The sequence below is a fragment of the Pantoea sp. BL1 genome (genome assembly GCF_000963985.1).
GTDB lineage: Bacteria > Pseudomonadota > Gammaproteobacteria > Enterobacterales > Enterobacteriaceae > Pantoea > Pantoea rwandensis_B.
The window spans coordinates 1-26,366 of sequence record NZ_JZRH01000038.1 but is presented as its reverse complement, the minus strand read 5'-3'; the positions used below and the strand labels follow the sequence as shown (position 1 = coordinate 26,366).

Below are 26,366 nucleotides of genomic sequence, written 5' to 3'. Positions count from 1 at the left end.
TTGAGCGTCGCTTTGATATCAGGTCAGATGCAGGCCGCTCCGATCACGAAAGAATCTTACTTCCCTGTGGATCGGACGCTTCACTCTTCGTAGCGACCTGTATCTTCCCGCTGGCTTAGGTGCTGCTTATTCGAAGATAGCGCAAAGCAACGAGCTTGTTAGCCATTCAGCTCGGCCATTTAGGCATCGCTTTTAGCGACATGCCCCACTACCCAACGCTTGTGCACGTAAAGTGAAGCGAAAATGACAATCGCCCCGGCAATAAAGCTCGGCCAGTGCGGTTTCTCCTGCCAGATCGCCAGGTTCACCAGTAAGCCCGCCGGCACGTGCATGTTGTTCATGATGCCCAGCGTACCGGCATCGACCTGCGTCGCACCGTAGTTCCACATAAAATAGCCCAGCGCGGAAGCCGCCACGCCCAGCCACACCAGAATGCCCCACTGCAGTGAGGTGGTCGGCAGTTTGTTCGGGTTACCCCACAAGCTCCACGCAATGATGGCGATGATCACCGCGCCAAGATAGAACCACGAGAAGGCCGTGTGTTGCGGCATTGGGCGGGTTTCCTGCAGGCGCTTGTAGCCGACCATACCGATGGCAAAGCAGATGTTTGCCGCCTGCACCAGCAGCAAACCGAACCAGAAATGATCGCTAACTTTGTCATAGCGAATGATGGCCGCACCGGCTACCGCCAGCAGCGCGCTGAAGGCATAGCCGATGCGCAGCCGACGTCTGCTGAGCAAATCGTAAATGAGCGTGACGTAGAGCGGCGTCATCACGGTAAACAACAGGAATTCTGTCACGCTGAGGTAGGTATAAGCCTCAAAACTCAGCAGATACATGACGCCGAGTTGCAGCATTCCCACCAGCATGTACAGCAGGATGGTTGAGGCGCGATAGCCCTTCCAGCGCAGGAAGGGCAAAAAAACGAGCGCAGCCAACCCAAGGCGCATCAACACAGAGAACCAGGAGTCAACCTGGCCCGCAAGGTATTCCCCTATCAAACTAAAGGAAAAAGCCCACAAAATGGTGGTAACGATCAGTAACAGCACGGTATTGATCCCAAAATGAACAGTGGCGCTAGTGTAAACAAACTGTCGTGGACGGGCTGAAATTTCTGGTTGACGAGTGGTCAAATTAAAATCAAATAAATCGCCAGATCCCCGCCACTCATTGAGATGAGGTCCACTGCCGAAATCAGCTCGCGGATTGCGGATGCAGTGAATGTCATTCGACGCAGCAACGGATTTCCCTCCCAACCCCAAAAACCCCGACGCTTCATGCGCGAATACCAACATTTTCTGGTTTATATCGCTCTTTAATGTCATCAAACTGTAACAATTGTGTCACACATCACAGTAACGTAGCGTAACCATCACTATCCTTTGCGCGAAATGGAACTTTGGTTTTGTTGTTACGCCAGAGGGATTTGACCCAACCTGCTGGGAATTTATAAAAATATCGCGCCCTGGAGGGCCACATTCATGTTGAGTATCTTCAAACCGGCACCGCATCAGCCGCAAGTCGCTGACGATCGTGTCGATCCGCTTTATCGTCGGCTACGCTGGCAAATCTTCATCGGCATTTTCTTTGGCTATGCCGCCTATTACCTGGTCCGTAAAAACTTTGCGCTGGCGATGCCCTATTTAGTTGAGCAGGGCTTTTCGCGTGGCGATCTTGGCTTTGCGCTGTCCGGAATCTCCATCGCCTACGGTTTTTCCAAGTTCATCATGGGTTCCGTCTCTGACCGTTCAAATCCGCGCGTCTTTTTACCTGCCGGACTGATTCTGGCGGCTGCGGTGATGCTCTTTATGGGTTTTGTGCCGTGGGCCACCTCCAGCATCATGGTGATGTTTGTGCTGCTGTTCCTGTGCGGTTGGTTTCAGGGTATGGGTTGGCCGCCATGCGGGCGCACCATGGTGCACTGGTGGTCACAGAAGGAGCGCGGCGGGATTGTCTCGGTGTGGAACTGCGCCCATAACGTGGGCGGCGGCATTCCCCCACTGCTGTTCCTGCTGGGTATGGCGTGGTTTAACGACTGGAAAGCCGCACTCTATATGCCGGCGTTTGGTGCCATCCTCATCGCCATTATTGCCTTTGCCCTGATGCGCGATACGCCGCAGTCTTGTGGCCTGCCACCGATTGAAGCTTACAAGAACGACTACCCGCCCGATTACAACGACAACCACGAGCAGGAGTTAACGGCAAAGCAGATTTTCATGCAGTACATCCTGCCCAATAAGCTGCTGTGGTATATCGCGCTGGCTAACGTGTTTGTCTACCTGCTGCGTTACGGCATTCTCGACTGGTCACCCACTTACCTGAAAGAGGTGAAGCACTTCACGCTGGATAAATCTTCGTGGGCTTACTTCTTCTATGAATATGCAGGCATTCCCGGCACCCTGCTGTGCGGCTGGATGTCGGACAAGGTGTTCCGAGGCAATCGTGGCGCGACCGGCGTGTTCTTTATGACGCTGGTGACCATCGCGACGGTGGTGTACTGGCTTAACCCGCCAGGCAATCCAGGTATCGATATGCTGTGCATGATCTTCATTGGTTTCCTGATTTACGGCCCGGTGATGCTGATTGGTCTGCACGCGCTGGAGCTGGCGCCGAAAAAAGCCGCTGGTACTGCCGCGGGCTTTACCGGTTTGTTTGGTTATCTTGGCGGATCGGTGGCAGCCAGTGCGATTGTCGGTTACACCGTGGATTACTTCGGCTGGGATGGTGGCTTCATGGTGATGATTGCCGGATCGGTGTTAGCCGTGATTTTACTGCTGCTCACCATGATCAGCGAACATAAGCACAAGAAGCAGATGGCATAACGAGAATGGGCCGGTGATTCCGGCCCATTTTTTTAAGCAAGGAACAGCTTGCGCAGCGTATGCGGCACCGCATCTTCAGCATTGCTGCCAATCACTTCTAACGTTGGCAGCGTATCTTTCAGGCGCTGGTGCGCATTGCGCATAATGCAGCCTTTACCCGCCATGCTCAGCATTTCCACGTCATTCATGCCATCGCCAAAAGCGATGCACTCTTTCAATGAGTATCCGAGTTGTTTGGCTACGGCTTCCAGTGCATGCCCTTTCGATACACCACCCGCCATCACTTCCAGACAGGTCGGCAGTGAGAAACTGACATTCACGCGATCGCCCCAGCGCGCTTCAATCGCCAGTTCCAGTGGCGCCAGACGCTCAGGATCGTCACAGGTAAAGAACACCTTGCTGATACCGTCGGTTTCCAGCATGCCTGGCTGGTACACCTGATAGTTAAACACCGACTCGCGGAAGTAGTCCTGTTCCTCCGGGCGATGGCGGCTCATATACCACTCATCGTCGCGATACACGTGTGTCAGGATATGCTCATCGTGATACTGCAGACCGTAGAGCTCGCTGGCGATATCGGCATCGAGGTTATGGCTAAACACCAGTTCACCTGCTGCATTGTGCACACGAGCACCGTTAGAGGTGATCATGTACGCCGGAATGCCGAGGTTATCGCGCATCTGGCCCACGTCGATATAGTGACGACCGGTGGCGAAAACGAAGTGAACATCTTGCGCCACCAGTTCCTGCAGCGTGGTGCGAGCAAAAGGTGTCAGGCGGTGTTCCGGTGAGAGCAGCGTGCCATCCAGGTCGGATGCGACGATGTGGTACATGTAAACCTCTGGTATTGATGTCGGAAAATGAGTTAAACGTGGCGCTCGAAAAAATCGACCACCAGGTTAAGCGCTTCAGCGCGCATGGCGTCTGTTTCGAACAAAATCTCGTGACGCGCGCCTTGAATCACATACGGCACGGTTCCTTCGCAGGGATGTCCCGCATCGGCCATCGCCGTACAAAAAATATCTTGTGCGCGGTTATCCACCACATCGTCTTCGCTGGCCTGTAACACCAGCGCCGGTGTGGTAATTTTCGCCGCCTGACTGATGATGCTGCGTCCGGCATAGACGCCTTCACGCACCCAATGATAGGTCGGCCCTCCCACACGCAACCCCGGATCGTCGGCGTAAAAACGCAGGTTGCGCCGATAGCGTTCACGACTGTGCGTCAGGCGATTAATGCCAAACGGGCTGGCCCGCCAGCGGCCGGTGCCGAGCGCATAGCGTTCGCGGATTGCCGGCAGTTTTTCCGCCCAGTCTAAAATCGGGTACGCCATCCAGTCGGGCAACGGCAACACAATGCCAAACATCGGTGCCGAGAATACCGCCGCATGGAATGCCTGCGGCTGGCGCGCTAAAAACAGTGCCAAAATTGCGCCGCCCATCGAATGGGCCAGCACGTAGCGTTGCTGATAATGGTTGCTGACTATCTCTTTCAGATACAGCGTTTCCAGATCGTCAACGTAATGGTTGAATTCCACCACATGCCCGCGATGAGAATCCGCCAGCAAGCGATCGGAACGGCCCTGCCCGCGATGGTCAATTATCACCACGTCATAGCCGCAGTGATACAGATCGTAAGCCAGTTCCGGGTATTTGATATAGCTTTCGATGCGGCCGGGCACAATCAGGATGACACGGCGATGTTGCGGTGAGGTGAAACGAACATAGCGAATCTTCAGGTTACCGACGCCGGTAAATTCACACTCCTCACGACGTCGCCAGAAGTCGAGCAGCGGACCCGTAGCAAAGGCTGAAAAGCCTTTCTCACGCCCGAGCCAACTCTGTTTGTGATGCTGCATCCGTCCCCCTGAAAAAAAGCCTCATCGCGCGCCTGTACGCCATAGCGCACCGCGATATTCTGGCGTATTGTGTCACACTTCGTTCACTTCAGGGAATGTCACACATGACCATTGAATGGTGGTTAACCTACCTGTTGACCACAACTATCCTCAGTCTTTCACCCGGTTCTGGTGCAATCAACACCATGAGCACCGGCATTAGCCATGGCTATCGCGGCGCGGCCGCTTCCATCACTGGCTTACAGCTGGGTCTGGCGATTCACATCGTGCTGGTCGGCGCCGGTTTGGGGGCGCTATTTTCACAATCGATCATGGCCTTTGAAGTACTGAAGTGGGCAGGTGCCGCGTATTTGGTGTGGCTTGGGATTCAGCAATGGCGTTCCGCAGGCGGTATTGATTTGGATGCCGTGGCGAAAGCGATGCCGCGTCGTCGTTTGTTCAAACGCGCTATCCTGGTAAATCTTACCAACCCGAAAAGCATCGTGTTTCTCGCCGCGCTGTTCCCGCAATTCATTCAGCCACACCAGCCGCAGCTCATGCAGTATCTGGTGCTCGGTGTCACCACCATCGTGGTTGATATCATTGTGATGATTGGTTATGCCACGCTGGCAACACGCATTGCGGGCTGGATTAAAGGGCCAAAACAGATGAAGCTGATGAACCGCACCTTTGGTGGCTTGTTTATGGCTGTCGGAGCCTTGCTGGCAAGTGCGCGCAGAATCGCGTAAGAGGTTTTGCAATCAGTCACACCGAGGGTAAATCGTCGGTGGTGCAGCCAGTTCGGCGCCGGCAAGCCGCACAGTCCCCGGAACGTACCCGAGGTACGTGAGGGGCGAGCTCTGCCCGGTGCCGAAATGGCAGGGAAAATAGATTTAACGAGAAATAATCAGGTGAATGCCAAATCCGGCAAATAGCACACCCGCCATGCCATCAACCCACTTCGCCATACGCTGATACTTATCCCGCATCCACGGCAGCGCGAAGATCGCCGCCACCAGCGTAAACCAGGCAAAGGTTTCACCCACGATCAGCATGAACAGGCCCCAGCGCTCCATCGCACCCACATCATTGCCGACAAACAGTGAAAACACACTGCCGAAGTAGATAATCGCTTTCGGGTTCGACAGATTAGTCAGAAAACCTTTCAGGAAACTCATACCTTTCTTTGGCAGTTCCACCACCGGCGCATTAACCTGTGGGGCTTTGTGCTGCTGACGAGCTGAGCGCAGCAACTGCCAGCCCATCCACAGCAAGTACAAACCACCGCCCACCATGATGATTTCATGCAGCCAGGCCATTTTCTGCAGGATCAGATGCAGGCCCATCAGCGCCACGCCCGCCCAGATGACGATCCCCAACGTAATACCCAACACGCCCATCATCGCCTCTTTGCGCGAGCGGCTGGCCGCCGTTTGCGACACAAAGAAGAAGTCCGGGCCTGGGCTCATTAGCGCAACCAGATGCACAAGCGCGACGGTGGCGAATAACATCAACATGGTTTCTTTCCTTTACTCTTCATCGACATGCTCTTTGATCATCACCAGGAACGGTTTACCAAAACGTTCCAGCTTGCGATGACCGACACCGTTCACGCTCAACATTTCTGACGCGGTAATCGGCATTTGCTCCGCCATCTCAATTAATGTGGCATCGTTAAACACCACGTATGGCGGAATGTTAAATTCGTCGGCAATCGCCTTACGCAATTTGCGCAGCTTGCCAAACAAGGTGCGATCGTAATTGCCACTGTGCACTTTTGGCGAGCTGCTGCGGCTCTTCACCGTGACGATGCGCGGTACCGCCAGCATCAATGGCACTTCGGCACGCAATACCGGACGCGCCGCTTCCGTGAGCTGTAAAGCGGAGTGCATGGCAATATTTTGCGTCACCATACCAAGATGGATCAGCTGACGCAGCACGCTGACCCAATGCTCCTGACTCTGCTCACGGCCGATGCCGTACACCGGCAATTTATCGTGCCCGTTATCGCGAATGCGATGGTTGGTGGAACCGCGCAGCACGTCGACAATATAGCCCATACCAAAGCGCTGGCCGGTACGATAAATGCTGGAAAGCGCCTTCTGCGCTTCCACTAAACCATCATATCGACGTGGAGGATCAAGGCAGATATCGCAGTTGCCGCACTGCTGCTGACGCCCTTCACCAAAGTAGTTGAGCAGCACTAAACGACGGCAGGTTTGCGCTTCGGCAAACGCGCCCATCGCATTGAGCTTGTGACGCTCAATATCCTGTAACGGGCCGGGCGCTTTCTCTTCCAGACATTTACGTAACCACGCCATATCCGCTGGATCGTAAAGCATCATCGCTTCGGCGGGCAGGCCATCACGCCCGGCGCGACCGGTTTCCTGATAGTAGGATTCGATATTGCGCGGAATATCAAAGTGCACCACGAAGCGCACATTAGGCTTGTTGATGCCCATACCAAATGCCACGGTGGCAACCACAATTTGCAGGTCATCACGCTGGAAGGCTTCCTGCACGTGCGCGCGCTGGGCGCTGTCGATACCGGCGTGATACGCGCCGACACTCAGCCCACGGCTTTGCAGACGCGCGGCAGTGTCTTCCACTTTGGCACGGCTGTTACAGTAAATAATGCCACTTTTACCCCGCTGCTCCTGTACATAGCGCAACAGCTGGTCGGTCGGTTTAAATTTTTCCACCAGCGTGTAGCGAATATTCGGGCGGTCAAAGCTGCTGATTTGAATCAGCGGATCGTCCATCTGCAACAGATGAGCGATGTCATTACGCGTGGTTTCGTCAGCGGTTGCCGTCAGCGCCATCACCGGCAGATCCGGGAAACGCTGACGCAGTTGACCAATCGAGCCATACTCCGGGCGGAAATCATGGCCCCATTGCGAGATACAGTGCGCCTCATCCACCGCCAGCATCACCGGATTCCACTGGTGCAGGCTGTCGAGGAAGTTATCCATCATCAGACGTTCAGGCGCAATATACAGCAGCTTCAGCTTACCGGTGCGACAATCCGCAAAGACCTGTTGCTGCTGCTCACGCGTCTGCGTCGAGTTGAGGCACGCCGCTGCCACGCCGTTGGCCAGCAATTGATCGACCTGATCCTTCATCAGTGATATCAGCGGTGAAACCACCAGCGTCAGCCCCTCGCGCACCAGCGCCGGGATTTGATAGCACAGCGATTTGCCGCCACCGGTCGGCATCACCACCAGACAATCACGCCCTGCGAGCGCGGTTTCGATGATGGTTTGCTGACCGGGGCGAAATTGCTGGTAGCCGAAGGTATCTTGTAATACCTGCTGCGCCAGCATTTCCTGATTAAGCACTGCCGATGTTGCCACGGTAATCCTGTTTTTCTGACTGGTTAGAACAGATCGTTAAGTGTTACACCCACGCCAAAACGGGTTTGACGATGGTTATAGTCGATAAGCGATTCACCATACCCGCTGAACAGCTGGGTGTAAAAGCGCACATGCTCAGAGATAGGATAGCTCCAGGCGAAAGTCGCGCCGCCATAGCCGCTGTTCCAGTTGTAGTTGCCTTCCACGCTAAAGATACTTTCACCCATTTCATAACCGAGCTTGGCGCGATAGTAGCCCATGTACTTGGTAATGTCGGGGTTATCATCGTTATTTTCATTTTCTGGAATGCGATACCACGGTTTGATTTCCGCAAGGAAGTTACCGTTCTGCGCCATCAGGCGCGCATAGACGCGGTTCCAGCTGCGTGATGTCGGATCGCTACGTCCGTTAGACTCGTGGTTAAGGCCGGTTTCGATGTCGCGCAGAGTCCAGCCGGCAAAAGTGTAATCCGTTGCCCAGCCGAGGAAAATCTGCGGCTCATAGTTGGTTTCACGGAACGGCGATGACGCACCACGGTTGGAGAGCTGCCACCACGAGCGCTGCGTATAAGACGCGGCCAACACCGAGTTATCACCCAGAATGCCACGCCACAGTGGGAACGCCAGGCTGAGCTGGAATTTTACTTCATCGTTTTTTGCTTTGTCAGCCCAGTTGTACGAAGAGATCGCCTCTTTGTTCATGTCACTGGTGTAGGTGTAGAGCAAATAGTTGTTTTCGTAAGGATAAAGCACGAACGGGTTATCGTGTTTTTCCAACAGGTTCGCAATAATACTGCCCTTCACTGCCGGGGCGTCATGCACCTCTTTTATGGTGGCTTCATCAGCCTGTGCCAGCGCAGGTATCATCAAAGCTGCGGCCAGCAACGCGTATAGCTTACGCATAACATTCTCCAGGAACTGCGTGTTGTCATTATTAGGGCAATGTTCAAAAAGCACGCCATTCTACACGCAAAGACACAGGTTGATCAGTGCCGATTTCTGAAACTGGAAAGCCGCGCGAACGCGGCATAATATACACAACTCTTTAACATCTTAAGGCAGAAAACATGTCATCCCCGTTGCTGTCACAGCAGGAAGCTCGCCGCCTGATTGGCGAAATCTTTGTTTATCATATGCCCTTCAATCAGGCGCTGGGTTTAGAGCTGGATCGACTCGAAGCGGATTACGCCGAGTTGGGCTTTGCCAACAAAACCATGCTGGTCGGTAATGCGGCGCAGCAGATTTTGCACGGCGGCGTGATTGCCTCAGTGCTGGATGTCGCCGCCGGTCTGGTGTGCGTCAGTCATGCGCTGTCGCGTCAGGAGAGCATCAGCGAAGAGGATCTGCGTCAGCGTCTGTCGCGCATGGGCACTATCGATATACGCGTTGACTATTTACGCCCTGGACGCGGCGATCGCTTTGTCGCCACCAGCAGCCTGCTGCGCGCCGGTAATAAAGTGGCGGTGGCGCGAGTGGAACTGCACAACCAGCAGGGCGATTATATCGCCACAGCAACCGCAACCTATTTGATTGGCTAATGACCTTTTTTGGAAAGCATGATGGATACGCAACAAACGCGTCAGGGCATAGGTTATGCGCTCGGCGCTTACTTTATCTGGGGCATTGCGCCAGCCTACTTCAAGCTGGTGAAGGAAGTTCCACCGACAGAAATCATGATGCATCGCGTGATTTGGTCGGCACTGTTTATGCTGGTACTGATTACCCTGAGCCGTAGCTGGCAGCAGGTGCGCCCGGTGCTCGCTCAGCCAAAGAAAGTGCTGTTGCTGGCCGTCACTGCCGTCACCATTGGCGGCAACTGGCTGCTGTTTATCTGGGCAGTGAATAATCAGCATATGCTGGAAGCCAGCCTCGGCTACTTTATCAACCCGCTGATCAACGTGGTGTTTGGCATGCTGTTCCTGCGCGAGCGCTTCCGCCGCCTGCAGTGGCTGGCGGTTTTACTGGCAACACTCGGCGTGCTGGTGCAGCTATGGCAATTTGGCTCGCTGCCGATTATTGGCCTTGGCCTGGCGCTGAGTTTTGCCGTCTATGGTTTGTTGAGAAAGAAAATTCAGGTGGATGCGCAGAGCGGCATGCTGATCGAGACCGCGTGGCTGTTTCCGCTGGCGGCCATCTACTTGTTTGGCTTTGCTGACAGCGCCACCAGCCACCTCAGCGCCAATCCACTTAGCCTCAACCTGAAGTTGATTGCCGCAGGCATCATCACCACGATTCCACTGATGCTGTTTGCCGCCGCCTGTGCACGCCTGCGTTTGTCGACCGTGGGCTTCTTCCAGTATCTCGGCCCCACGCTGATGTTCCTGCTCGCGGTGGTGTTCTACGGCGAAAGTCTGACGCCAGACAAGATGGTCACCTTCGGCTTCATCTGGCTGGCGCTCGCCGTGTTTATCGTTGATGCAGTCGCGTTTTCAGCTCGCACCCGCGTGCGCGTAACGTGAGATAAAGCGTGCGATAGCCGGGCCGGTCAGCAAGATGGTGAACAGGCGTAATGTCTGCAATGCCATCACAAATGCGATATCGACCCGGCTGCCCGCCGCAATAATCGCCACGGTATCCAGCCCGCCCGGGCTGGTTGCCAGATACGCCGTCATCAGATCGACGTGCAACACCTGCGTCAGCATCCACGCCAATCCACCACACAGCAACATCAAGCCGAAAATCGACACCAGCATTTGCGGCAGGGTGCGCAGCGCCAGCAGGAAGATCGGGCGCGTAAAGCGCAAGCCCACGCTCCAGCCAATCAACGCATAGGCCAGCGCCAGCAACCACTCCGGCACCTGCAAAGTGGCGACATCGGTGCCGTGCAGCGTCGCACCAATCAGCGCGGGCAGCAGCAGCGCACCTGAAGGGATACGCAGTTTTTGTCCCAGCCAGGCGCCCGCGAGCATCACCACCAATGTCAGGATGAAGCTGCTTTGTAAGGCAGGGAACCATACCAGCTCCACGGCACCACCGTTGGTGCCCAGCCCAATGCGCGCCACCACCGCGGCTGCAGTCGCCACAAACAGCACGCGCAGATACTGCATAAACGCCACTAAGCGCACGTCCGCACCGAAATCACCGGCCATCGCCACCATCGCAGAAGCGCCGCCAGGCGACGATCCCCAAGCACCGGTTGGCCCTGGAAGGTTGCTAAAGCGCACCAGTAGAAAACCCGACAAACCGCTGGCCGCCAGCGTAAGCACCAATACCGCCAGCACCACCGGCCAATCCGCTAACAGCGGTGAGAGAATAGCCGGTGACAGCGTTTGCCCGATCATGCACCCCAACACCGCTTGTGCGAGCACAAACAAACGTTTGTCGATGCGGAGGGTCGCGCCAGAAAGGCCCATGACGGTTCCGACGATCATCGGACCTAAAAGCAGTGCAGCAGGAAGGTGAAACAGCTGGAGAATGATCCCCAGTACTAACGAAGCAATCAGCAGAATGGTCCACTGCTGTCGCAAAGAAAGACGCGCCATAGGGTGGAAATCAGAAAGTGAGAAGTGACAACAGCCTACGCAGAAAAGTTAAACCATGCCAGTTTTGTCGCGGCGCAATTTGTTACGCATCTGTTAGCAGCATTGTCGCTTCAGATAAACGCGATAAATCGCGCCGCTACGAAATCGGTAAAACCTGTCTGGCCGTGTTATTACAACCAGTTTTTCCGTTTGAAATAGAGGTACGGCGCCAGACCGGCGAGGATCATCAGGGTAATCGCGCCAGGATAACCAAAACTCCACTTCAGCTCAGGCATAAACTCGAAGTTCATCCCGTAGCTGGATGCCACCAGCGTGGGTGGCAGGAACACCACCGACACCACCGAGAAGATCTTGATGATGCGGTTCTGCTCGATGTTGATAAAGCCCATTGCTGCCTGCATCAGGAAGTTCACCTTCTGGAACAGCGATTCGTTATGCGGCAGTAGGGATTCGATATCGCGCAGGATTTCACGCGCCTGCTCCAGCTGATTGCCTGGCAGACGGGCTTTACGCACCAGGAAGTTCAGCGCGCGTTGGGTATCCATCAGACACAAACGCACTTTCCAGCCGATATCTTCCAGCTCCGCCAGACGCGACAGCGCCTGATCGTACTCTTCGCCCTGTTGCCCTTCCATGATCACGCGGCTGAGTTTTTCCAGCGCGCTGTAGATGTTCTCGATCTCATCCGCCAGCTGTTCGATTTTCGTCTCAAACAGATCCAGCAACAGCTCGTAGGCGTTGCCATCGGTCAGCGTCTGGTTGCGGGCACGCATACGATAGAGACGGAAAGCCGGCAGCTCGCGCTCGCGTAATGTATAGAGGCGATCTTCACGGATGGTGAATGCCACGGTGGAGTTGCCAGCATGGTCTTCCGCATCTTCAAAGAAGAAGAAGGAGTGAATGTGCAGGCCATCTTCATCTTCGAAGAAACGTGCGGAGGCCTCGATGTCTTCCAGCTCTGGACGTGTCGCCAGGCTTTGACCCAGCTCGGATTGCACACGATCACGTTCAGTGTCGTCGGGCTCGATTAAATCGACCCACACCGAGGTGTTGAGTGTGTCGTTGTTGTCTTCCAGTTCGATGCGCGTCAGGCGATCGCGTTCGAGTTTAAAAGCGCTCAGCATAGCAATACTCCCCATTGCAGACTTAATGGGACAAGGCGGCACACCGTCAAGCCAAAGGCAAAACGGGCACGGCAAAGCCTGAACGCGGAAACTTTCGCTTCAAGGGTAAATCAGTGCTGACTCGTGCGACGAGAGTGTAAAGGGAGGTCGCTGATAACCGCTAAGGCTACCCGCGTATTGAGGTAGCCTTAGATGTTATTCCTGCTAAACAGGCGGTTGAGCCAGCATCGACTGGGCGCGTCCAAGGCATTGTCCTCTCATGATAATAGTGCGCGCATGTTACGCTGAGACGAAAAAGTCGTCAAGGTAACGCAACGGCGCTACACCGTTTCCAGACGCGCGTAAGCCGCCACCAGCCACTTGATACCCTGGCCCTGAAACGCCACCTGCAAGCGGCTGTGTTCGCCGCTGCCTTCCAGGTTAATGATGGTGCCTTCGCCGAATTTGGCATGGCGCACACGCTGACCGAGCGCGAAACCACTGTCGTTTTCCGCGATCGGGGTACCCATGCGCTGATGGCTCACCGGACGGCTCACGCTGGCGCGCAGACGGACTTCCTCGACGCACTCCTCCGGCAATTCGCCGATAAAGCGCGATGGACGGTGATACACTTCTTTACCATAAAGGCGACGAGTTTCGGCGTAGGTCAGCGTGAGTTTTTCCATCGCGCGCGTGACGCCAACGTAGGCAAGACGACGCTCCTCCTCCAGACGCCCGCCTTCATCCAGCGACATCTGGCTCGGGAACATCCCCTCCTCCATACCCACGATAAACACCTGGGTGAACTCAAGACCTTTCGCCGAGTGCATGGTCATCAGTTGTACTGCGTCTTGCCATTTATCGGCCTGACCTTCACCGGCTTCCAGCGCAGCATGCGACAGAAACGCCTGCAGCGGCATCAAATCTTCGTCTTCGTCCTGATAACTGAACTGGCGCGTGGCGGTCACCAGTTCCTCTAAGTTTTCGATACGCGCCTGGCCTTTCTCGCCCTTTTCCTGCTCGTACATGATCCACAGGCCGGAATCCTTGATCACGCGATCGGTCTGCACGTGCAGCGGCATATCGGCGGTTTCCGTGGCCAGGGAATCCACCAGCTCGCAGAAGCGCTGCAGCGCCGAGGCTGCACGTCCCGCCAGGGCTTTGTTTTGCAGCAATTCACGCGTCGCTTGCCACAGCGTTAATTGCTGTTCGCGCGCGGTCTGGCGCACCACATCCAATGTGCGATCGCCCACGCCGCGCACCGGCGTGTTCACCACGCGCTCGAACGCGGCATCGTCATTGCGGTTCGCCATCAGGCGCAGATACGCCAGCGCATCCTTAATCTCCTGGCGTTCGAAGAAGCGCATGCCGCCGTAAATACGGTACGGCATGCTGCCTTGCAACAGCGCCTCCTCCAGCACGCGCGACTGGGCGTTGCTGCGATAGAGAATGGCGCAATCCTGCAGCGCGTTGCCGTTCTCATGCCAGGTTTTGATGCGGTTTACCACGAAGCGAGCTTCGTCTAATTCGTTAAACGCGCAGTAGAGGGAAATCTTTTCGCCGTCACTGCCATCGGTCCACAGCTCTTTACCGAGACGGCCATTGTTATTGGCGATCAGCGTGTTAGCCGCTTTCAGGATGTTATTGGTCGAGCGGTAGTTTTGCTCCAGGCGAATGGTTTCCGCACCAGGGAAATCCTGCAGGAAGCGCTGGATGTTCTCGACCTGCGCGCCACGCCAGCCGTAAATCGACTGGTCGTCATCACCGACGATAATCACACGACCGGTATCACCGGCCAGCATACGGATCCACGCGTACTGGATGTTGTTCGTATCCTGGAATTCGTCCACCAACACGTTGCTGAAACGCTCGCGGTAGTGATTCAGGATATGCGGCTTATTCAGCCACAGCTCATGCGCACGCAGCAGCAGTTCAGCAAAATCCACTAAGCCCGCGCGATCGCAAGCCTCCTGATAGGCCTGATAAATGCGCAGCCAGGTTTGCTCCACCGGGTTGCCGTAGCTTTCGATGTGCTTAGGACGCAGCCCTTCATCCTTTTTGCCGTTGATGTACCACATGCCCTGGCGTGCAGGCCACTGCTTCTCATCGAGGTTCATGGCTTTGATCAGACGCTTGAGCAAGCGAAGCTGATCGTCGCTATCGAGAATCTGGAAATCCTGCGGCAAATTGGCATCAAGATGATGCGCACGCAGCAAACGGTGCGCCAGTCCGTGGAACGTACCAATCCACATGCCACCCTGACTGGTGCCGATCAGCTGATCGATACGATGGCGCATTTCTGCTGCCGCTTTGTTGGTAAAGGTCACCGCCATGATTGAGTAAGGCGAGCAATTCTCTACCGACAGCAGCCAGGCAATACGGTGCACCAGTACCCTGGTTTTGCCACTGCCTGCACCGGCCAGCACCAGCAAATTGCTGCGCGGCGCGGCGACCGCCTCGCGCTGTTTGTCATTTAAGCCGTTAAGCAGATCAGAAACGTCCATAAGCACCGTTTTGCCAAAGTATTAAAAGGAGTATTGAGAAATGCCGTTTCTCAGCATTCAAGCAACGCACCCTGTATAGCGGTGCTATTCATCGCAGGATGAAGGGTGCCGCTACGATTTGTGCGTCAGACAATGCCCGTATCATCCAGCCATTAGCTGGATGAACATACAGCATTATAGCAGCGAGGTCAGCGATGCCAACTGATGAATTTCGACGTGCGGCAGCAAACGCGCATCGTCAATTTTCATCAGGTTGCCATCACGCAGATTGATCCAGCAGGCTTGCATGCCCGCATTTAATGAGCCGACCACATCGGTGGTAAGATCGTCGCCCACGTGCAGAATATGCTCAGGTGCGATGTTCAAACGCTCGGCCGCCAGCTGGTACATATCCTGCCACGGCTTAGCGCGACCGTGCGGGCCAGCGCGCAGGGCGAACTGGAAGTAGTGATTAATCCCCAGCTTTTCCGGACAGGCGTTGCCGTTGGTGATCGCCACCAGCGGCACGCGCTCGCCCAACCACTTCAGCGTTTGATGCGTCTCATCTGGCATCTCGACTTCGCTGCGCCACTGGTGGAACACACCCATCACTTCACTGGCACCGGCGCGGGCTTCAGCAGCGGATAAGCCGATATTGATCATTGCCAACTCGACCGAGCGGCGACGCCACTCAGACACGTCGTGATAAATTTCCGGCTCACGCACCAGCAATTCGTCGCGCAGCGCCTGATAATCAGCGGGGGTGAATTCACGCAATGCCGGATGAAAGGCCTGCAATGCAGCGTGGGATTCGGCGGTGGTTTTAAGGATCACGGGATGGTTGTCATACAGCGTATCGTCGAGATCGAAAGTGATCGCTTTGATCGGGCCCAGCGGGCGGTAGAACTTCATTCAGACTTTCCTCGTTTAGCACGTGGATGTGCCGCGTCATACACGGTCGCCAGATGCTGGAAATCGAGATGGGTATAGATTTGCGTGGTCGACAGATTGGCGTGGCCGAGCAGTTCCTGCACCGCGCGCAGATCGCCACTCGATTCAAGCAAATGGGTAGCAAAAGAGTGACGCAGTTTATGCGGATGAATATGGTTGGCCACGCCCTGCTTAATGCCCCACTCGGCAAAACGCTTTTGCACGTTACGCGCCGATATGCGCGTGCCGCGACTGGAGACAAACACGGCGTCATCCTGCGGCGCGAAGCTATCACGCAGTGGCAACCAATGTTTCAGCCAGGTCACCGCCGTGCCACCAATCGGCACACGTCGTTCTTTGCTGCCTTTCCCCAGCACCCACACTTCACCGGCGTCGAGATCGACATGACGACAATCCATGCCCACCAGCTCCGACAAGCGTAAACCGCCGCCGTACATGGTTTCCAGCATCGCTCGGTCGCGCACCGCCAGCGGATCGTTCAGGTCGATTTCCAGCAGCTGGTTAACCTCGTCAACATCCATATTTTTTGGCAGATGGCGGGCATTGCGCGGCGTAGAGATGCCTTTGGCCGGATTGGCGCTTAACATCCCCTGGCTGACCTGCCAGTCGAGAAAACTGCGTAGCGCCGACATGCGCAGTGCCAGGCTGCTGGGCCCTAATCCGGCACGACGGCTGCGCGCCGCCAGTTGGCGAACCTGTGCGGGCTCCAGTTGTGCCCATGAGACGATCTTCATCTCATCGGCCATCGCGGTCATCGTCTGCAACTGGCGGGTGTAATTCTTTTGCGTCAACGGGCTGAGCTGGCGTTCGACTTTCAGATAACGCAGAAAGCCCTCAACGGCAGGCTGCAACGGGCTGACGTCACTCATGCGCGTTCAATCCAGCGAGACAGCAGATCCGGCAGCATTTGCGCCAGATGCTGCAACAGTAAGGTGCCCATGCCCGCTTGATAGTGCTGGTTATCGCGGCTGCTGAAAATCAGCACACCAAGTTCACCCCGTTCGCCCATCAGCGACATCGCCACCGACCCGATGGCTTTCGCCTGTGGCAACAACAGCAGTAACTCCGGGCCATTCAGGCTGCCAAGGTAATGATGTTCAGCACCAAAACGTTGAATCCGCAGCGGCTCAAAAGCCTGACGAGAAAGACCCAACTGGGTGAAATCAGAAGGTGCGCCGATGTGCCAGTGGTCGTTGAACACCCGCACATGGGCTCCGGCCAGACCCAACTCACGCGCCCAACGGTGCAGACGCGTTAACATTTCCTGCAAGCTGTCCGCCGCGGCAAGATGGCCTTGCAACCCCAGCAGGCGATCAAACAGTTGATGGTTGGCCGTGGCCTGCTCCATCAACAGCGTGATTTCCTCTTCCAGTTGCTGGATGTGGTTGCGCTGACGCGCCATGTGCCACTCCACCAGCGACACACTGCCGCGCACCGGGTGCGGCACCATCATCTGTTCGACCTGGCGCGCATTGCGAATAAAGAAATCGGGGTTCTGGCGCAGGAAGGCGCTAACCGACTGATCGTCCAGCAAAACCGCGCTGTCGGTTTGCTCTTCGACATTTTTCATAGATGAATAAACCCATCGTAGACGTGTGTGGCTGGGCCGGTCATAAACAGCGGCTGACCCGCCCCTTTCCAGGCGATATGCAGCGTTCCGCCAGGCAAATCAACGCGAACTTTTTCCGCCAGAATGCCTTGCTGAATGCCGCAGGCAACGGCCGCACAGGCACCGCTGCCACAGGCCTGGGTTTCACCTGCGCCGCGTTCATACACGCGCAGACGAATGTGTTCAGGATTAACCACTTCCATAAAGCCCACGTTGACGCGTTCCGGGAAGCGTTCATGGCTTTCCAGCACCGGACCCAGTGTTTCCACGGCTGCCGTTTTGACACTCTCAACCTGAATCACACAGTGCGGGTTACCCATGGATACCGCACCAAACATCACGGTCTGCTCGGCAACACGTTGCAGATACAGACTTTCCGCTTTATTGGCGCGCAGCGGCACTTGCTGGGGATCGAAGTTGGGTTCACCCATGTTAACGCGTACCAGCTCATCGCTGGTCACGCTCAGCACCATGCGCCCGGTTTGCGTACTTACGCGGATGTCGCTTTTATTGGTCAGCCCTTTCAGGCGCACGAAGCGGGCGAAACAGCGCGCGCCGTTGCCGCATTGGGCCACTTCACTGCCATCCGCGTTGAAAATTCGATAATGAAAATCAAGATCCGGATCGTAAGGCGGTTCGACGATCAGCAGCTGATCGAAACCGATCCCCAGATGCCGATCCGCCAGGCGGCGAATCAGTTCCGGCGAAAAAAAGACGTTTTGCGTCACGGCATCCACAACCATGAAATCGTTGCCGAGACCGTGCATTTTCGAGAACTGCATTTTCTGCTCCGCCGGATTACTCATAGAGATTAGTTCGCCTGTGAACCCGATTTACTGGTGACCAAACCGTTAACGTCAGCATCCTGCGCCGCTTTTTGCTGCTGCTCGGTGACCTGCTGATTTTGTTTCGTCGGCTGATCTTTGGGCGGGAAATACAGCGGTCCTTTCAGGCCACAACCTGCGAGGCTGACCAGTGCCAGCGCCATACCCAGCTGACTTATCATGTGTCTCATTCTGTCTGCTCTTCCTGTCCTTAAGCCTTGGCTGCTTATCATCGCAGTTGACGTTGTAAAAGCAACAGGAAATACCCGCAAATCCGGGCGCATGTCAGAGGAAAAGCCAATCCCACCGCGCGAACGCAGGCGGGATCAGTGCATTTGGTAGCGCGGCTGGAAATCGCCGTTGTCGTTATCGGGCTGCGTCGCACAGAGCTGCGTCAGCGTCTGGCTGCGGAACGGAATCACCTGGAAGCGATCGCCCGCGTGCACAATCTGATAGAACTGTGGCAGGTTGAAGTTGATAAAGCTGGAGCCATAGGTGAAGCGGTCATGCGACGAGGAGTAAAAACGGCTCACGTCACGCACCAGCTCTTCTTTACTGCCTTCGCAATGGTGATAAACCTCAACGCGATTGGTTTCGTCGAGGATATAGATGTTGAAGCCGCGATCGTCATTGGTGTCTTCAAAGAAGAACTGAATGATGCCTTCGCTGGCATAGCCATTCACCACCGGCGGCAATGGCGTCTGATTCGACTCCACTTTGATCGACAAACCGTGCAACTTGTTGTTGGAAATCGCGCCGTAGAACTCCACCGCATTTTCCAGCTTCTGCACCGATACGCTCATGCGCTCGAAGAACAAGCCCCACGTTTGACCCGCCATGCGCAGCGCTTTGAAGCGGCCTGGCTCCTGACGGGTGCTGGAGAGTCGCAACTCAATACACTCAGACACCAGCTGCTGCACGCGGGTACGAATTAAACCGCGCAGATGCTGGCTATAGCAGAACACTTCCACCGTATCCGGCGGCGCAGCATCCTGATGCATTTTGCCGAGAATGGTTTTCAGCGCTTCGATCATCGCCTGCTCACCGCTGAAGTGCAGCGTACGCACTTCATTCCACGAGTTGCGGTACAGCAAATCAATGCTACCAATCAGGCACTGCTGCTGCTGGCCGAAGCTGAATACATCCAGCTTACGGAAATCGAAATGCACCACCTGATTGCGGAAGGCTGAGGTCGGATCGTGTTCGAGATTGACAATAATCGCCAGATGACGAATTTCGCACGGGCTGTACAACGCTTTTGGCGTCGGTGCCGCTACGCGCAGCGGGAAGTGACTCGAGACATCGTTGACCAGCTCCTGCAAGCGCGGCAGATCGCAGAATTCGTTGCCCTTCATATGCAAACGCGTTTTGCTGGTCAGCAAACCGTTGAACCACGCCCACGCCACTAACTTGTTCAGGTAGCGGTTATATTCCAGCGGCTGATGGCTGATGATCGAACTCATGTCCGGCGACTGGTTGTAAAGATACCAACCGGCGCGATTGGCGCGGCCTTCCGGCACATGAATAAAGGTCAGATTATCTTCCGACAGGTCAGGCGAAATCTGTGGGTTCACCAGCGTCACTTTGCCCGGCAGCGCTTCAAACGCGGCATACAGTTTACGCGTCAGCACGCCGATATCCTGCGGGCTGGCACTGACGCTTAAATTGTTACGACGGGCAAAACGGATCAGGTTGCGATAGCTCTGCATCATCGCATCCAGCAGCTCGTTGTGCGCTTCACGCACACGCTCAATTTTCCACTGGGCGCGGTTATCCAGTACCGCAATTCTCTCTTCATCCCAACCCCACTCTTTCACCAGCTGCGAAAGAATCTCGCGGCGCCAGCCTGAGCGGTGATGGTGGTGATCGTCACTCGAGAGCTTCTCACACACTTTTAAATAGAAACATCGACGCACCAAATCAAGGCGCGCCATGTCATCAACGCTGGTCAGATAGCGCGTCACGCGCTCCAGCATCATGCAGTAGGGATCGAGGCCAAAGCAGACAATTTCGCCATCGTGCAGACGCTGTTTGATATCCATCGCCAGCAATTGCGTGTTCGGATATTCCCAGCTGTACGCTTCTAACAGCAGGGTTTTCAGCACCGCTTTGTACGGTGAATCGATGCTTTTGTACAGCTGCCACAAGCTGGCCCCGAAGTACTCTTCGGCTGACAGCGTGCCGAGACCGCCGAGATCCAGCCACTCATTCGGCGTCAACACGCCTTGTGAATAGAGTGACATAACGTAATCGTCGTAATGATGCTCTTCTTCGCCGGGCACCATGTTCCACAGGATGCGTTTGCCCGCCATACGCACAGCGGTACGGTAGAACTCATCCAGCAGCAAAATATGTTGGGTTGAACCGCAGTCTTCACCACCGAGGCTGCCGCTCTCATTGTGGCGGAAACGGTTCTCGTCGATCAGGAAGAAACTGACTTCCACACCCATTGACACACACCATTTCTGCAACAGCGTACACTTGCGCTGCAGATTGAGGCGCTCTTCATTATCCAGCCAGGATTGGTGGCACACCCAGATGTCGAGATCGGACACGCTGTTCTGACCGACAGACGAGGTACTGCCCATCGAATAGATGCCGGTAATCGGACGTTCACCTTTGACGGCAGTACTAAGATCCAGAGACTGATCGCCTGCCAACTGTTGCAACAGATGCTGTTGGTTTTCATCAGGCATGAAGAAGCTGACGCCGTGGGGAACGCTACCTTCAAGGTAGCCGGGCATCAACGGGTGATGATAGTGCAGTAATGTTGGCAACAGACTGTAGACTTGCTGGAAGGCAGGTCCCATAGCAGCCAGTGCGCGATCAACGCGCAGCTGGTTAATTGCATCCAGTCTCTGTTTCAGTGTCTCAATGTAGAGGTACAAGACGTTTCGCCTGATTGTCCCAGTGTTAAGCACCCTGTTTCCAAAACCTGCCGCTTAATAATAAAGATGTTGGGCAAATTATTGCTGGAAACGTGATCAATCTAACACCTGGAGGATTGACCGTAAAGAAAGTTGCGCTACATGACAGTTTAGCACGTTCCCCATGTAGCCCTGCTTTTTCGGACTTAGACGTCAGATAATGACGCAACAATGCGTAACAACTGACATCGAGGCCTTTTCAATCCGTTGAAACTGACAGCATTCCCCTATCAATGATAGGATAATCGATGAACGATCAAAATGGTTAACAGCATGTTAAACAAAATTTTCAGAATTGCTACCAGACAAAGTCCCCTTGCTTTATGGCAGGCACAATATGTCCAACAGCGCCTGATAGCAGCACATCCGGGCGTGCAGGTTGAGTTGGTGCCAATGGTCACCAAAGGCGACATCATCCTCGATACACCGCTGGCTAAAGTCGGTGGAAAAGGCCTGTTTGTCAAAGAACTTGAACTGGCAATGCTGGAAAACCGTGCCGATCTTGCCGTGCACTCCATGAAAGATGTGCCGGTGGAATTCCCGGAAGGTTTGGGTCTGGTCACCATCTGCGAGCGTGAAGACCCGCGTGATGCCTTCGTCTCCAACCTTTATAACAGCATCGATGAACTGCCACAGGGCGCGATTGTGGGGACGTCCAGTCTGCGTCGTCAGTGTCAGCTCAGTGCGCGTCGCCCTGATCTGATCATCCGCTCTTTGCGTGGTAATGTGGGCACCCGCCTTGGCAAGCTGGATGCCGGGGAATATGACGCCATTATCCTTGCCGCGGCAGGCCTGAAGCGCTTAAACCTCGACGACCGTATTCGTCAGGCGATGCCCGCTGAAATCTCGCTGCCCGCTGTGGGCCAGGGTGCCGTCGGCATTGAATGCCGTCTTGATGATCACGAACTGATCACCTTGTTGCAGGCGCTGAATCACGCCGATACCGATGTTTGCGTGCGCGCTGAACGCGCGATGAACACACGCCTTGAAGGCGGTTGTCAGGTTCCCATCGGCAGCTTTGCCGTATTGGAAGACAATCAGTTATGGCTGCGTGGCTTAGTCGGCTCACCGGATGGCCACCAAATGGTGGTAGGTGAACGCCGTGGTCCGCGCGAAAACGCCGTGCAAATGGGGATCTCCCTGGCAGAAGAGCTGCTGGATGGCGGCGCCCGCGACATTCTGCGCGACGTTTATCAGGGGCAAACGCCTGCATGACCATTCTCGTGACCCGCCCGGAGCCCGCTGCCAGTGAATTGGTTTCGCGTCTGCGAACCCAGGGAAAACTGGCGTGGACTCTACCGCTGATTGAATTTACGCCGGGTCGCGATTTGCAACAATTGCCACAAAAGCTGGCGACTTTACGGCCGGGCGATCTGGTGTTTCTGCTGTCACAGCAGGTGGTGCTATTCGCCCACCCGGCGCTTCAGCAAAGTGCCCTCAGCTGGCCCGAAACACTCGACTACTATGCTATAGGGCGCAGCACCGCGCTGGCACTGCATACCGTCAGTCATCTGAAAGTAGACTATCCTCATGCGCGGGAGACCAGCGAAGAGTTAGTGCGGCTCAACCGCCTGCAGCAGGTTAATGGCAAGCGTGCGCTGATTTTGCGCGGCAGCCCAGGCCGTGAATTACTGGCAGAAACCCTGCTGGAACGCGGTGCCGAGGTGGAATACTGCGAGTGCTACCAACGTTGTGAAAAGCATTATGAGGGCGCGATTGAAGGCCGTCGCTGGCGCGATCGCGGGATTACCACGCTGGTGGTCACCAGCGGTGAGATGTTACAACAACTCTTTGCACTGTTTCCGCCAATTGATCGTCGGGAATGGTTATTGCACTGTCGACTGGTGGTCGTCAGTGAACGTTTGGCTACTCAGGCCGCCGAATTAGGCTGGCAGGATATTGAGGTAGCCGATGGTGCTGATAACGATGCGCTGCTGCGTGCGTTACGCTGAACTTAACAATGGGATGAGCCATAATGACGGAACAAAAAGCCTCCTCCGCCATGGTTGAAGAAACCACCCCTGCGGACACTTCCCCCACGCCAGACGGTAAAAAGCCTCGCGATAAAAAAAGCGATGGCAAAGTACTGAGCGCGGTGGCGATCGTGATTGCGCTGGCGATTGGCGCGGGACTTTACCTCAATGGGAAACATCAGGCCGATTTACAGGCTCAGACAAACCAGAACCTGAGTGAACAGTTGAGCGCCCTGCAGCAGCAACTGGGCAGCGACAAACAGCAGCTGACGCAACAACTGGATACCGCGAATACGGCGTTGCAGGAAGCGCGAACGCAGCAGGATAACAGCGCCAAAGAGCTGGAGACCCTGCGCGATAAAGTCGCGACGATTTCTGGCAACGACACCCGCACCTGGCTACTGGCGCAAGCGGACTACCTCGTGAAACTGGCGGGTCGCAAGCTGTGGAGCGATCAGGATGTCACCACAGCAGCCGCGCTGTTGAAAAGCGCTGATACCAGCCTGGCCGATATGAATGACCCGAGCGTGATGAATGTGCGCCGTGCTTTAACGCAGGACATCAGTTCTCTCTCAACGGTGAGCCAGGTCGATTACGATGGCATCATCCTCAAACTCAATCAGTTGTCGAACGGCGTCGATAATCTGCGTCTGGCTGACAATGACAGTGATGATTCACCGATGGATGCCGATGGCGGAGAGCTTTCCAGCTCGCTGCACGAATGGCGTCAAAATCTGGTGAAGAGCTGGCATAACTTTATGGATGATTTCATCACCATCCGCCGCCGTGATAATACCGCACAGCCGCTGCTGGCACCGAATCAGGACGTTTACCTGCGTGAAAACATTCGTTCACGCCTGCTGATTGCCGCCCAGGCCGTGCCACGTCATCAGGATGAAATCTACAAACAGTCGATTGATGCGGTCTCAACCTGGGTGCGCGCCTGGTATGACACCAACGACGCTGCCACCAAAGCTTTCCTCGCACAACTGGATGAGCTGAGTCAGCAAAACATCTCAATGGATGTGCCGGATACGCTGGAAAGTCAGGCGCTGCTAGAAAAATTGATGCAGACGCGCGTGCGCAACCTGCTGGCGCAGCCATCGGTTCCGGCTGATCAACAGGGAGGCTAAGCATGCTGAAAGTATTGGTGCTTTTCCTGCTGCTGATCGCAGGCGTGGTATTGGGGCCGATGATTGCCGGCCATCAGGGCTACGTGCTGATTCAGACCGATAACTGGAACGTGGAAACCAGCGTCACCGGCTTGGTGATCATCCTGATCCTTAGTTTGCTGGTGATTCTGTTCATTGAATGGATTTTACGCCGCGTGTTCCGCACCGGCGTACGTACGCGCGGTTGGTTCACGGGACGTAAACGCCGCAGCGCGCAGCGTCACACGCAAAGCGCGCTGATGAAACTGGCGGAAGGTGATTACAAGCAGGTTGAAAAACTGCTATCGAAGAATGCCGATCACGCCGATCAGCCCGTTGCTAACTACCTGCTGGCTGCCGAAGCGGCACAGCAACGTGGTGACGAAGTCCGTGCTAACCAACATCTGGAGCGCGCCTCTGAGCTGTCTGAAAATGACACCATTCCGGTTGAGATCACCCGCGTACGCCTGCAACTGGCACGTAATGAAGATCACGCCGCCCGCCATGGCATTGACCGTTTACTGGAAGTCGCTCCGCGTCATCCTGAAGTGCTGCGTCTGGCTGAACAGGCTTATATCCGTACCGGCGCATGGGGCGCGTTGCTGGATATTCTGCCCTCCATGCAAAAATCTCAGGTCAATGACGAAGCCCATCGTGAGGCGCTGCAACAGCAAGCCTGGCTAGGCATGATGAATCAGGCAATGGCCGATCAGGGTAGCGAAGGTCTGAAGAAGTGGTGGCAAAACCAGAGCCGTAAAACGCGTCAGGAAACGGCGCTGCAGGTAGCGATGGCTGAACATCTGATTGAGTGTGATGACCCTGATACCGCGCAAAGCATCGTGCTGGAAGGATTGAAGCGTCAGTATGACGATCGCCTGGTGCTGTTAATGCCACGTATTAAAAGTGGCGATCCGCAATCACTGGAGAAAGCGCTGCGCCAGCAAATCAAACAACATGGCGCAACGCCGCTGCTGCACAGCACCTTAGGCCAGATGCTGATGCGCCACGGTGAGTGGCAACAGGCCGCAGAAGCTTTCCAGCAGGCACTGGCACAACGCCCTGATGCTTTTGATTATGCCTGGTTGGCCGATGTCTATGATCGCCTGCATCGCCCCGAGGACGCTGCTCAAATGCGCCGTGAAGGTCTGCTTCTGACCCTGAAGACTAATCCAAACGCTTGATTTAACGATTGTTACTTTTGTGCACGCCGGGCTTGTCCCGGCTTTTTTTTGCCTGAAGAGTCGCGGAATGGGGGAAAGTACAGATAAAAAAAACACCTGCCATAAGCAGGTGTAAGATCAGGTCGTTCAGACAACTGATGGTATCCGACTCAACGTAATGTCCTTCTTACTGCAGTAAAGCGTGCGCAATAACTGCCAGGCTGGACAACGGATACCGTAAGGGGCTCTGCATCATTCCCAGGTTTATGTAGCATCAGCAAACATAAGAGGTGGAATGAGCATCTACAGGTTAATTATTGCATAAGCCGTGCCAGAATTGGAGGTGTAGAAATAAGTTATTTTAAATCAGTCAGATAAAGGTAAAACCCTCTCTCAGACTGAACAGTGCGTCGTGATTTCGCTACACTCCCCTTAATAACTGTCTCCTATCAACGACAAGCAATGCAAGGAACTGTCAGCCAATTTAAAATCAATGGGTTACGAGTCTCATTATGACGACAACGGCAGTGAGCGTGATTTATAAGGCTGAGAAGCTGAGAAGCTGAGAAGCTGAGAAGCTGAGAAGCTGAGAAGCTGAGAAGCTGAGAAGGATAAAATCAATCAAGGGAAAGATAAAACGAAAAAAGCCTGCTTTTTCAAGCAGGCTTTTCGAATATGGTCGGCGAGAGAGG

The 26,366-nt window shown here is 55.1% G+C and carries 23 protein-coding genes; 8 read left to right on the top strand and 15 right to left on the bottom strand.

The genetic code is table 11. The annotated features are described in order from the left end of the window. Positions 1-179: 179 nt before the first annotated feature. Positions 180-1,049: a carboxylate/amino acid/amine transporter gene (locus tag VH86_RS17785; RefSeq protein WP_045833692.1), complete on the bottom strand. Its 870-nt coding sequence runs from the start codon at positions 1,047-1,049 to the stop codon at positions 180-182. A gap of 432 nt (positions 1,050-1,481) precedes the next feature. Here VH86_RS17785 and glpT point away from each other — a divergent pair, with 432 nt between their 5' ends. Further along, positions 1,482-2,822: a glycerol-3-phosphate transporter gene (glpT, locus tag VH86_RS17780; protein ID WP_045833680.1), complete on the top strand. Its 1,341-nt coding sequence runs from the start codon at positions 1,482-1,484 to the stop codon at positions 2,820-2,822. Between the two features lie 32 nt (positions 2,823-2,854). Here glpT and yigL read toward each other — a convergent pair whose 3' ends face one another. Both yigL and pldB read right to left on the bottom strand, forming a co-directional pair. Beyond that, a complete protein-coding gene (gene yigL / locus VH86_RS17775) occupies positions 2,855-3,655 on the bottom strand; it encodes a sugar/pyridoxal phosphate phosphatase YigL (protein ID WP_038643786.1) in 801 nt (266 codons plus the stop codon). Positions 3,656-3,687: 32 nt separating this feature from the next. Further along, on the bottom strand, positions 3,688-4,680 hold the full coding sequence (pldB, locus tag VH86_RS17770; RefSeq protein WP_045833679.1) for a lysophospholipase L2: 993 nt from the start codon (positions 4,678-4,680) through the stop codon (positions 3,688-3,690). Positions 4,681-4,784: 104 nt separating this feature from the next. Here pldB and rhtB point away from each other — a divergent pair, with 104 nt between their 5' ends. Next, on the top strand, positions 4,785-5,408 hold the full coding sequence (gene rhtB / locus VH86_RS17765) for a homoserine/homoserine lactone efflux protein (RefSeq protein WP_034827889.1): 624 nt from the start codon (positions 4,785-4,787) through the stop codon (positions 5,406-5,408). Between the two features lie 144 nt (positions 5,409-5,552). Here the strand turns inward: rhtB and rhtC are convergent, their stop codons facing one another. Genes rhtC through pldA form a run of 3 tightly spaced genes read right to left on the bottom strand, consistent with a single transcriptional unit; the run spans position 5,553 to position 8,914 of the window. Further along, positions 5,553-6,176 carry a threonine export protein RhtC gene (rhtC, locus tag VH86_RS17760; RefSeq protein ID WP_038643788.1) on the bottom strand — a complete coding sequence of 208 codons (624 nt, stop codon included), beginning with the start codon at positions 6,174-6,176 and terminating at the stop codon, positions 5,553-5,555. A gap of 12 nt (positions 6,177-6,188) precedes the next feature. After that, complete coding sequence (recQ, locus tag VH86_RS17755; RefSeq protein WP_045833678.1) at positions 6,189-8,012, bottom strand: ATP-dependent DNA helicase RecQ; 1,824 nt, start codon at positions 8,010-8,012, stop codon at positions 6,189-6,191. A 23-nt stretch (positions 8,013-8,035) separates the two neighbouring features. After that, positions 8,036-8,914 carry a phospholipase A gene (gene pldA, locus VH86_RS17750; RefSeq protein WP_038643790.1) on the bottom strand — a complete coding sequence of 293 codons (879 nt, stop codon included), beginning with the start codon at positions 8,912-8,914 and terminating at the stop codon, positions 8,036-8,038. Between the two features lie 164 nt (positions 8,915-9,078). Here pldA and VH86_RS17745 point away from each other — a divergent pair, with 164 nt between their 5' ends. Together VH86_RS17745 and rarD are read left to right on the top strand one after the other, a co-directional pair. After that, positions 9,079-9,549: a thioesterase family protein gene (locus tag VH86_RS17745; protein WP_045833677.1), complete on the top strand. Its 471-nt coding sequence runs from the start codon at positions 9,079-9,081 to the stop codon at positions 9,547-9,549. 21 nt (positions 9,550-9,570) lie between these two features. Further along, on the top strand, positions 9,571-10,470 hold the full coding sequence (gene rarD / locus VH86_RS17740) for an EamA family transporter RarD (protein WP_045833676.1): 900 nt from the start codon (positions 9,571-9,573) through the stop codon (positions 10,468-10,470). Here the strand turns inward: rarD and VH86_RS17735 are convergent. The 9 genes from VH86_RS17735 to VH86_RS17695 form a co-directional block, all read right to left on the bottom strand. Continuing rightward, positions 10,441-11,493: an AbrB family transcriptional regulator gene (locus tag VH86_RS17735; protein ID WP_045833675.1), complete on the bottom strand. Its 1,053-nt coding sequence runs from the start codon at positions 11,491-11,493 to the stop codon at positions 10,441-10,443. The two genes, rarD and VH86_RS17735, sit on opposite strands and share 30 nt — an antisense overlap. A gap of 170 nt (positions 11,494-11,663) precedes the next feature. Beyond that, entirely contained in the window at positions 11,664-12,617 is a 954-nt protein-coding gene (gene corA / locus VH86_RS17730) for a magnesium/cobalt transporter CorA (RefSeq protein WP_034827871.1), read from the bottom strand. A 320-nt stretch (positions 12,618-12,937) separates the two neighbouring features. Beyond that, entirely contained in the window at positions 12,938-15,100 is a 2,163-nt protein-coding gene (gene uvrD, locus VH86_RS17725) for a DNA helicase II (RefSeq protein WP_038643795.1), read from the bottom strand. Positions 15,101-15,274: 174 nt separating this feature from the next. After that, on the bottom strand, positions 15,275-15,991 hold the full coding sequence (gene yigB, locus VH86_RS17720; protein ID WP_045833674.1) for a 5-amino-6-(5-phospho-D-ribitylamino)uracil phosphatase YigB: 717 nt from the start codon (positions 15,989-15,991) through the stop codon (positions 15,275-15,277). Beyond that, entirely contained in the window at positions 15,988-16,899 is a 912-nt protein-coding gene (xerC, locus tag VH86_RS17715; protein ID WP_038643797.1) for a tyrosine recombinase XerC, read from the bottom strand. The genes yigB and xerC overlap by 4 nt, the downstream gene beginning before the upstream one ends. Next, a complete protein-coding gene (locus tag VH86_RS17710) occupies positions 16,896-17,600 on the bottom strand; it encodes a DUF484 domain-containing protein (RefSeq protein ID WP_038643798.1) in 705 nt (234 codons plus the stop codon). Before VH86_RS17710 ends, xerC begins: the two co-directional genes overlap by 4 nt. After that, positions 17,597-18,421: a diaminopimelate epimerase gene (gene dapF / locus VH86_RS17705; protein ID WP_038649736.1), complete on the bottom strand. Its 825-nt coding sequence runs from the start codon at positions 18,419-18,421 to the stop codon at positions 17,597-17,599. The genes VH86_RS17710 and dapF overlap by 4 nt, the downstream gene beginning before the upstream one ends. Before the next feature lie 29 nt (positions 18,422-18,450). Further along, on the bottom strand, positions 18,451-18,654 hold the full coding sequence (locus tag VH86_RS17700) for a lipoprotein (RefSeq protein WP_038643799.1): 204 nt from the start codon (positions 18,652-18,654) through the stop codon (positions 18,451-18,453). Positions 18,655-18,789: 135 nt separating this feature from the next. Then, on the bottom strand, positions 18,790-21,351 hold the full coding sequence (locus VH86_RS17695) for a class I adenylate cyclase (protein WP_045833673.1): 2,562 nt from the start codon (positions 21,349-21,351) through the stop codon (positions 18,790-18,792). Between the two features lie 312 nt (positions 21,352-21,663). Between VH86_RS17695 and hemC the strand changes: the two genes are divergently transcribed. From hemC to hemY, 4 genes are read left to right on the top strand one after another with little or no spacing between them, the layout of a single operon-like run. Beyond that, positions 21,664-22,605, top strand: a complete 942-nt coding sequence (gene hemC, locus VH86_RS17690; protein WP_045833691.1) for a hydroxymethylbilane synthase — start codon at positions 21,664-21,666, stop codon at positions 22,603-22,605. Beyond that, a complete protein-coding gene (gene hemD / locus VH86_RS17685) occupies positions 22,602-23,342 on the top strand; it encodes a uroporphyrinogen-III synthase (protein ID WP_045833672.1) in 741 nt (246 codons plus the stop codon). Before hemC ends, hemD begins: the two co-directional genes overlap by 4 nt. Before the next feature lie 23 nt (positions 23,343-23,365). After that, a complete protein-coding gene (gene hemX / locus VH86_RS17680) occupies positions 23,366-24,496 on the top strand; it encodes a uroporphyrinogen-III C-methyltransferase (protein ID WP_034827857.1) in 1,131 nt (376 codons plus the stop codon). 2 nt (positions 24,497-24,498) lie between these two features. Beyond that, positions 24,499-25,695 (top strand): protoheme IX biogenesis protein HemY, encoded by a 1,197-nt coding sequence (hemY, locus tag VH86_RS17675; RefSeq protein WP_045833671.1) that lies wholly within the window; start codon positions 24,499-24,501, stop codon positions 25,693-25,695. Positions 25,696-26,366 lie beyond the last annotated feature (671 nt).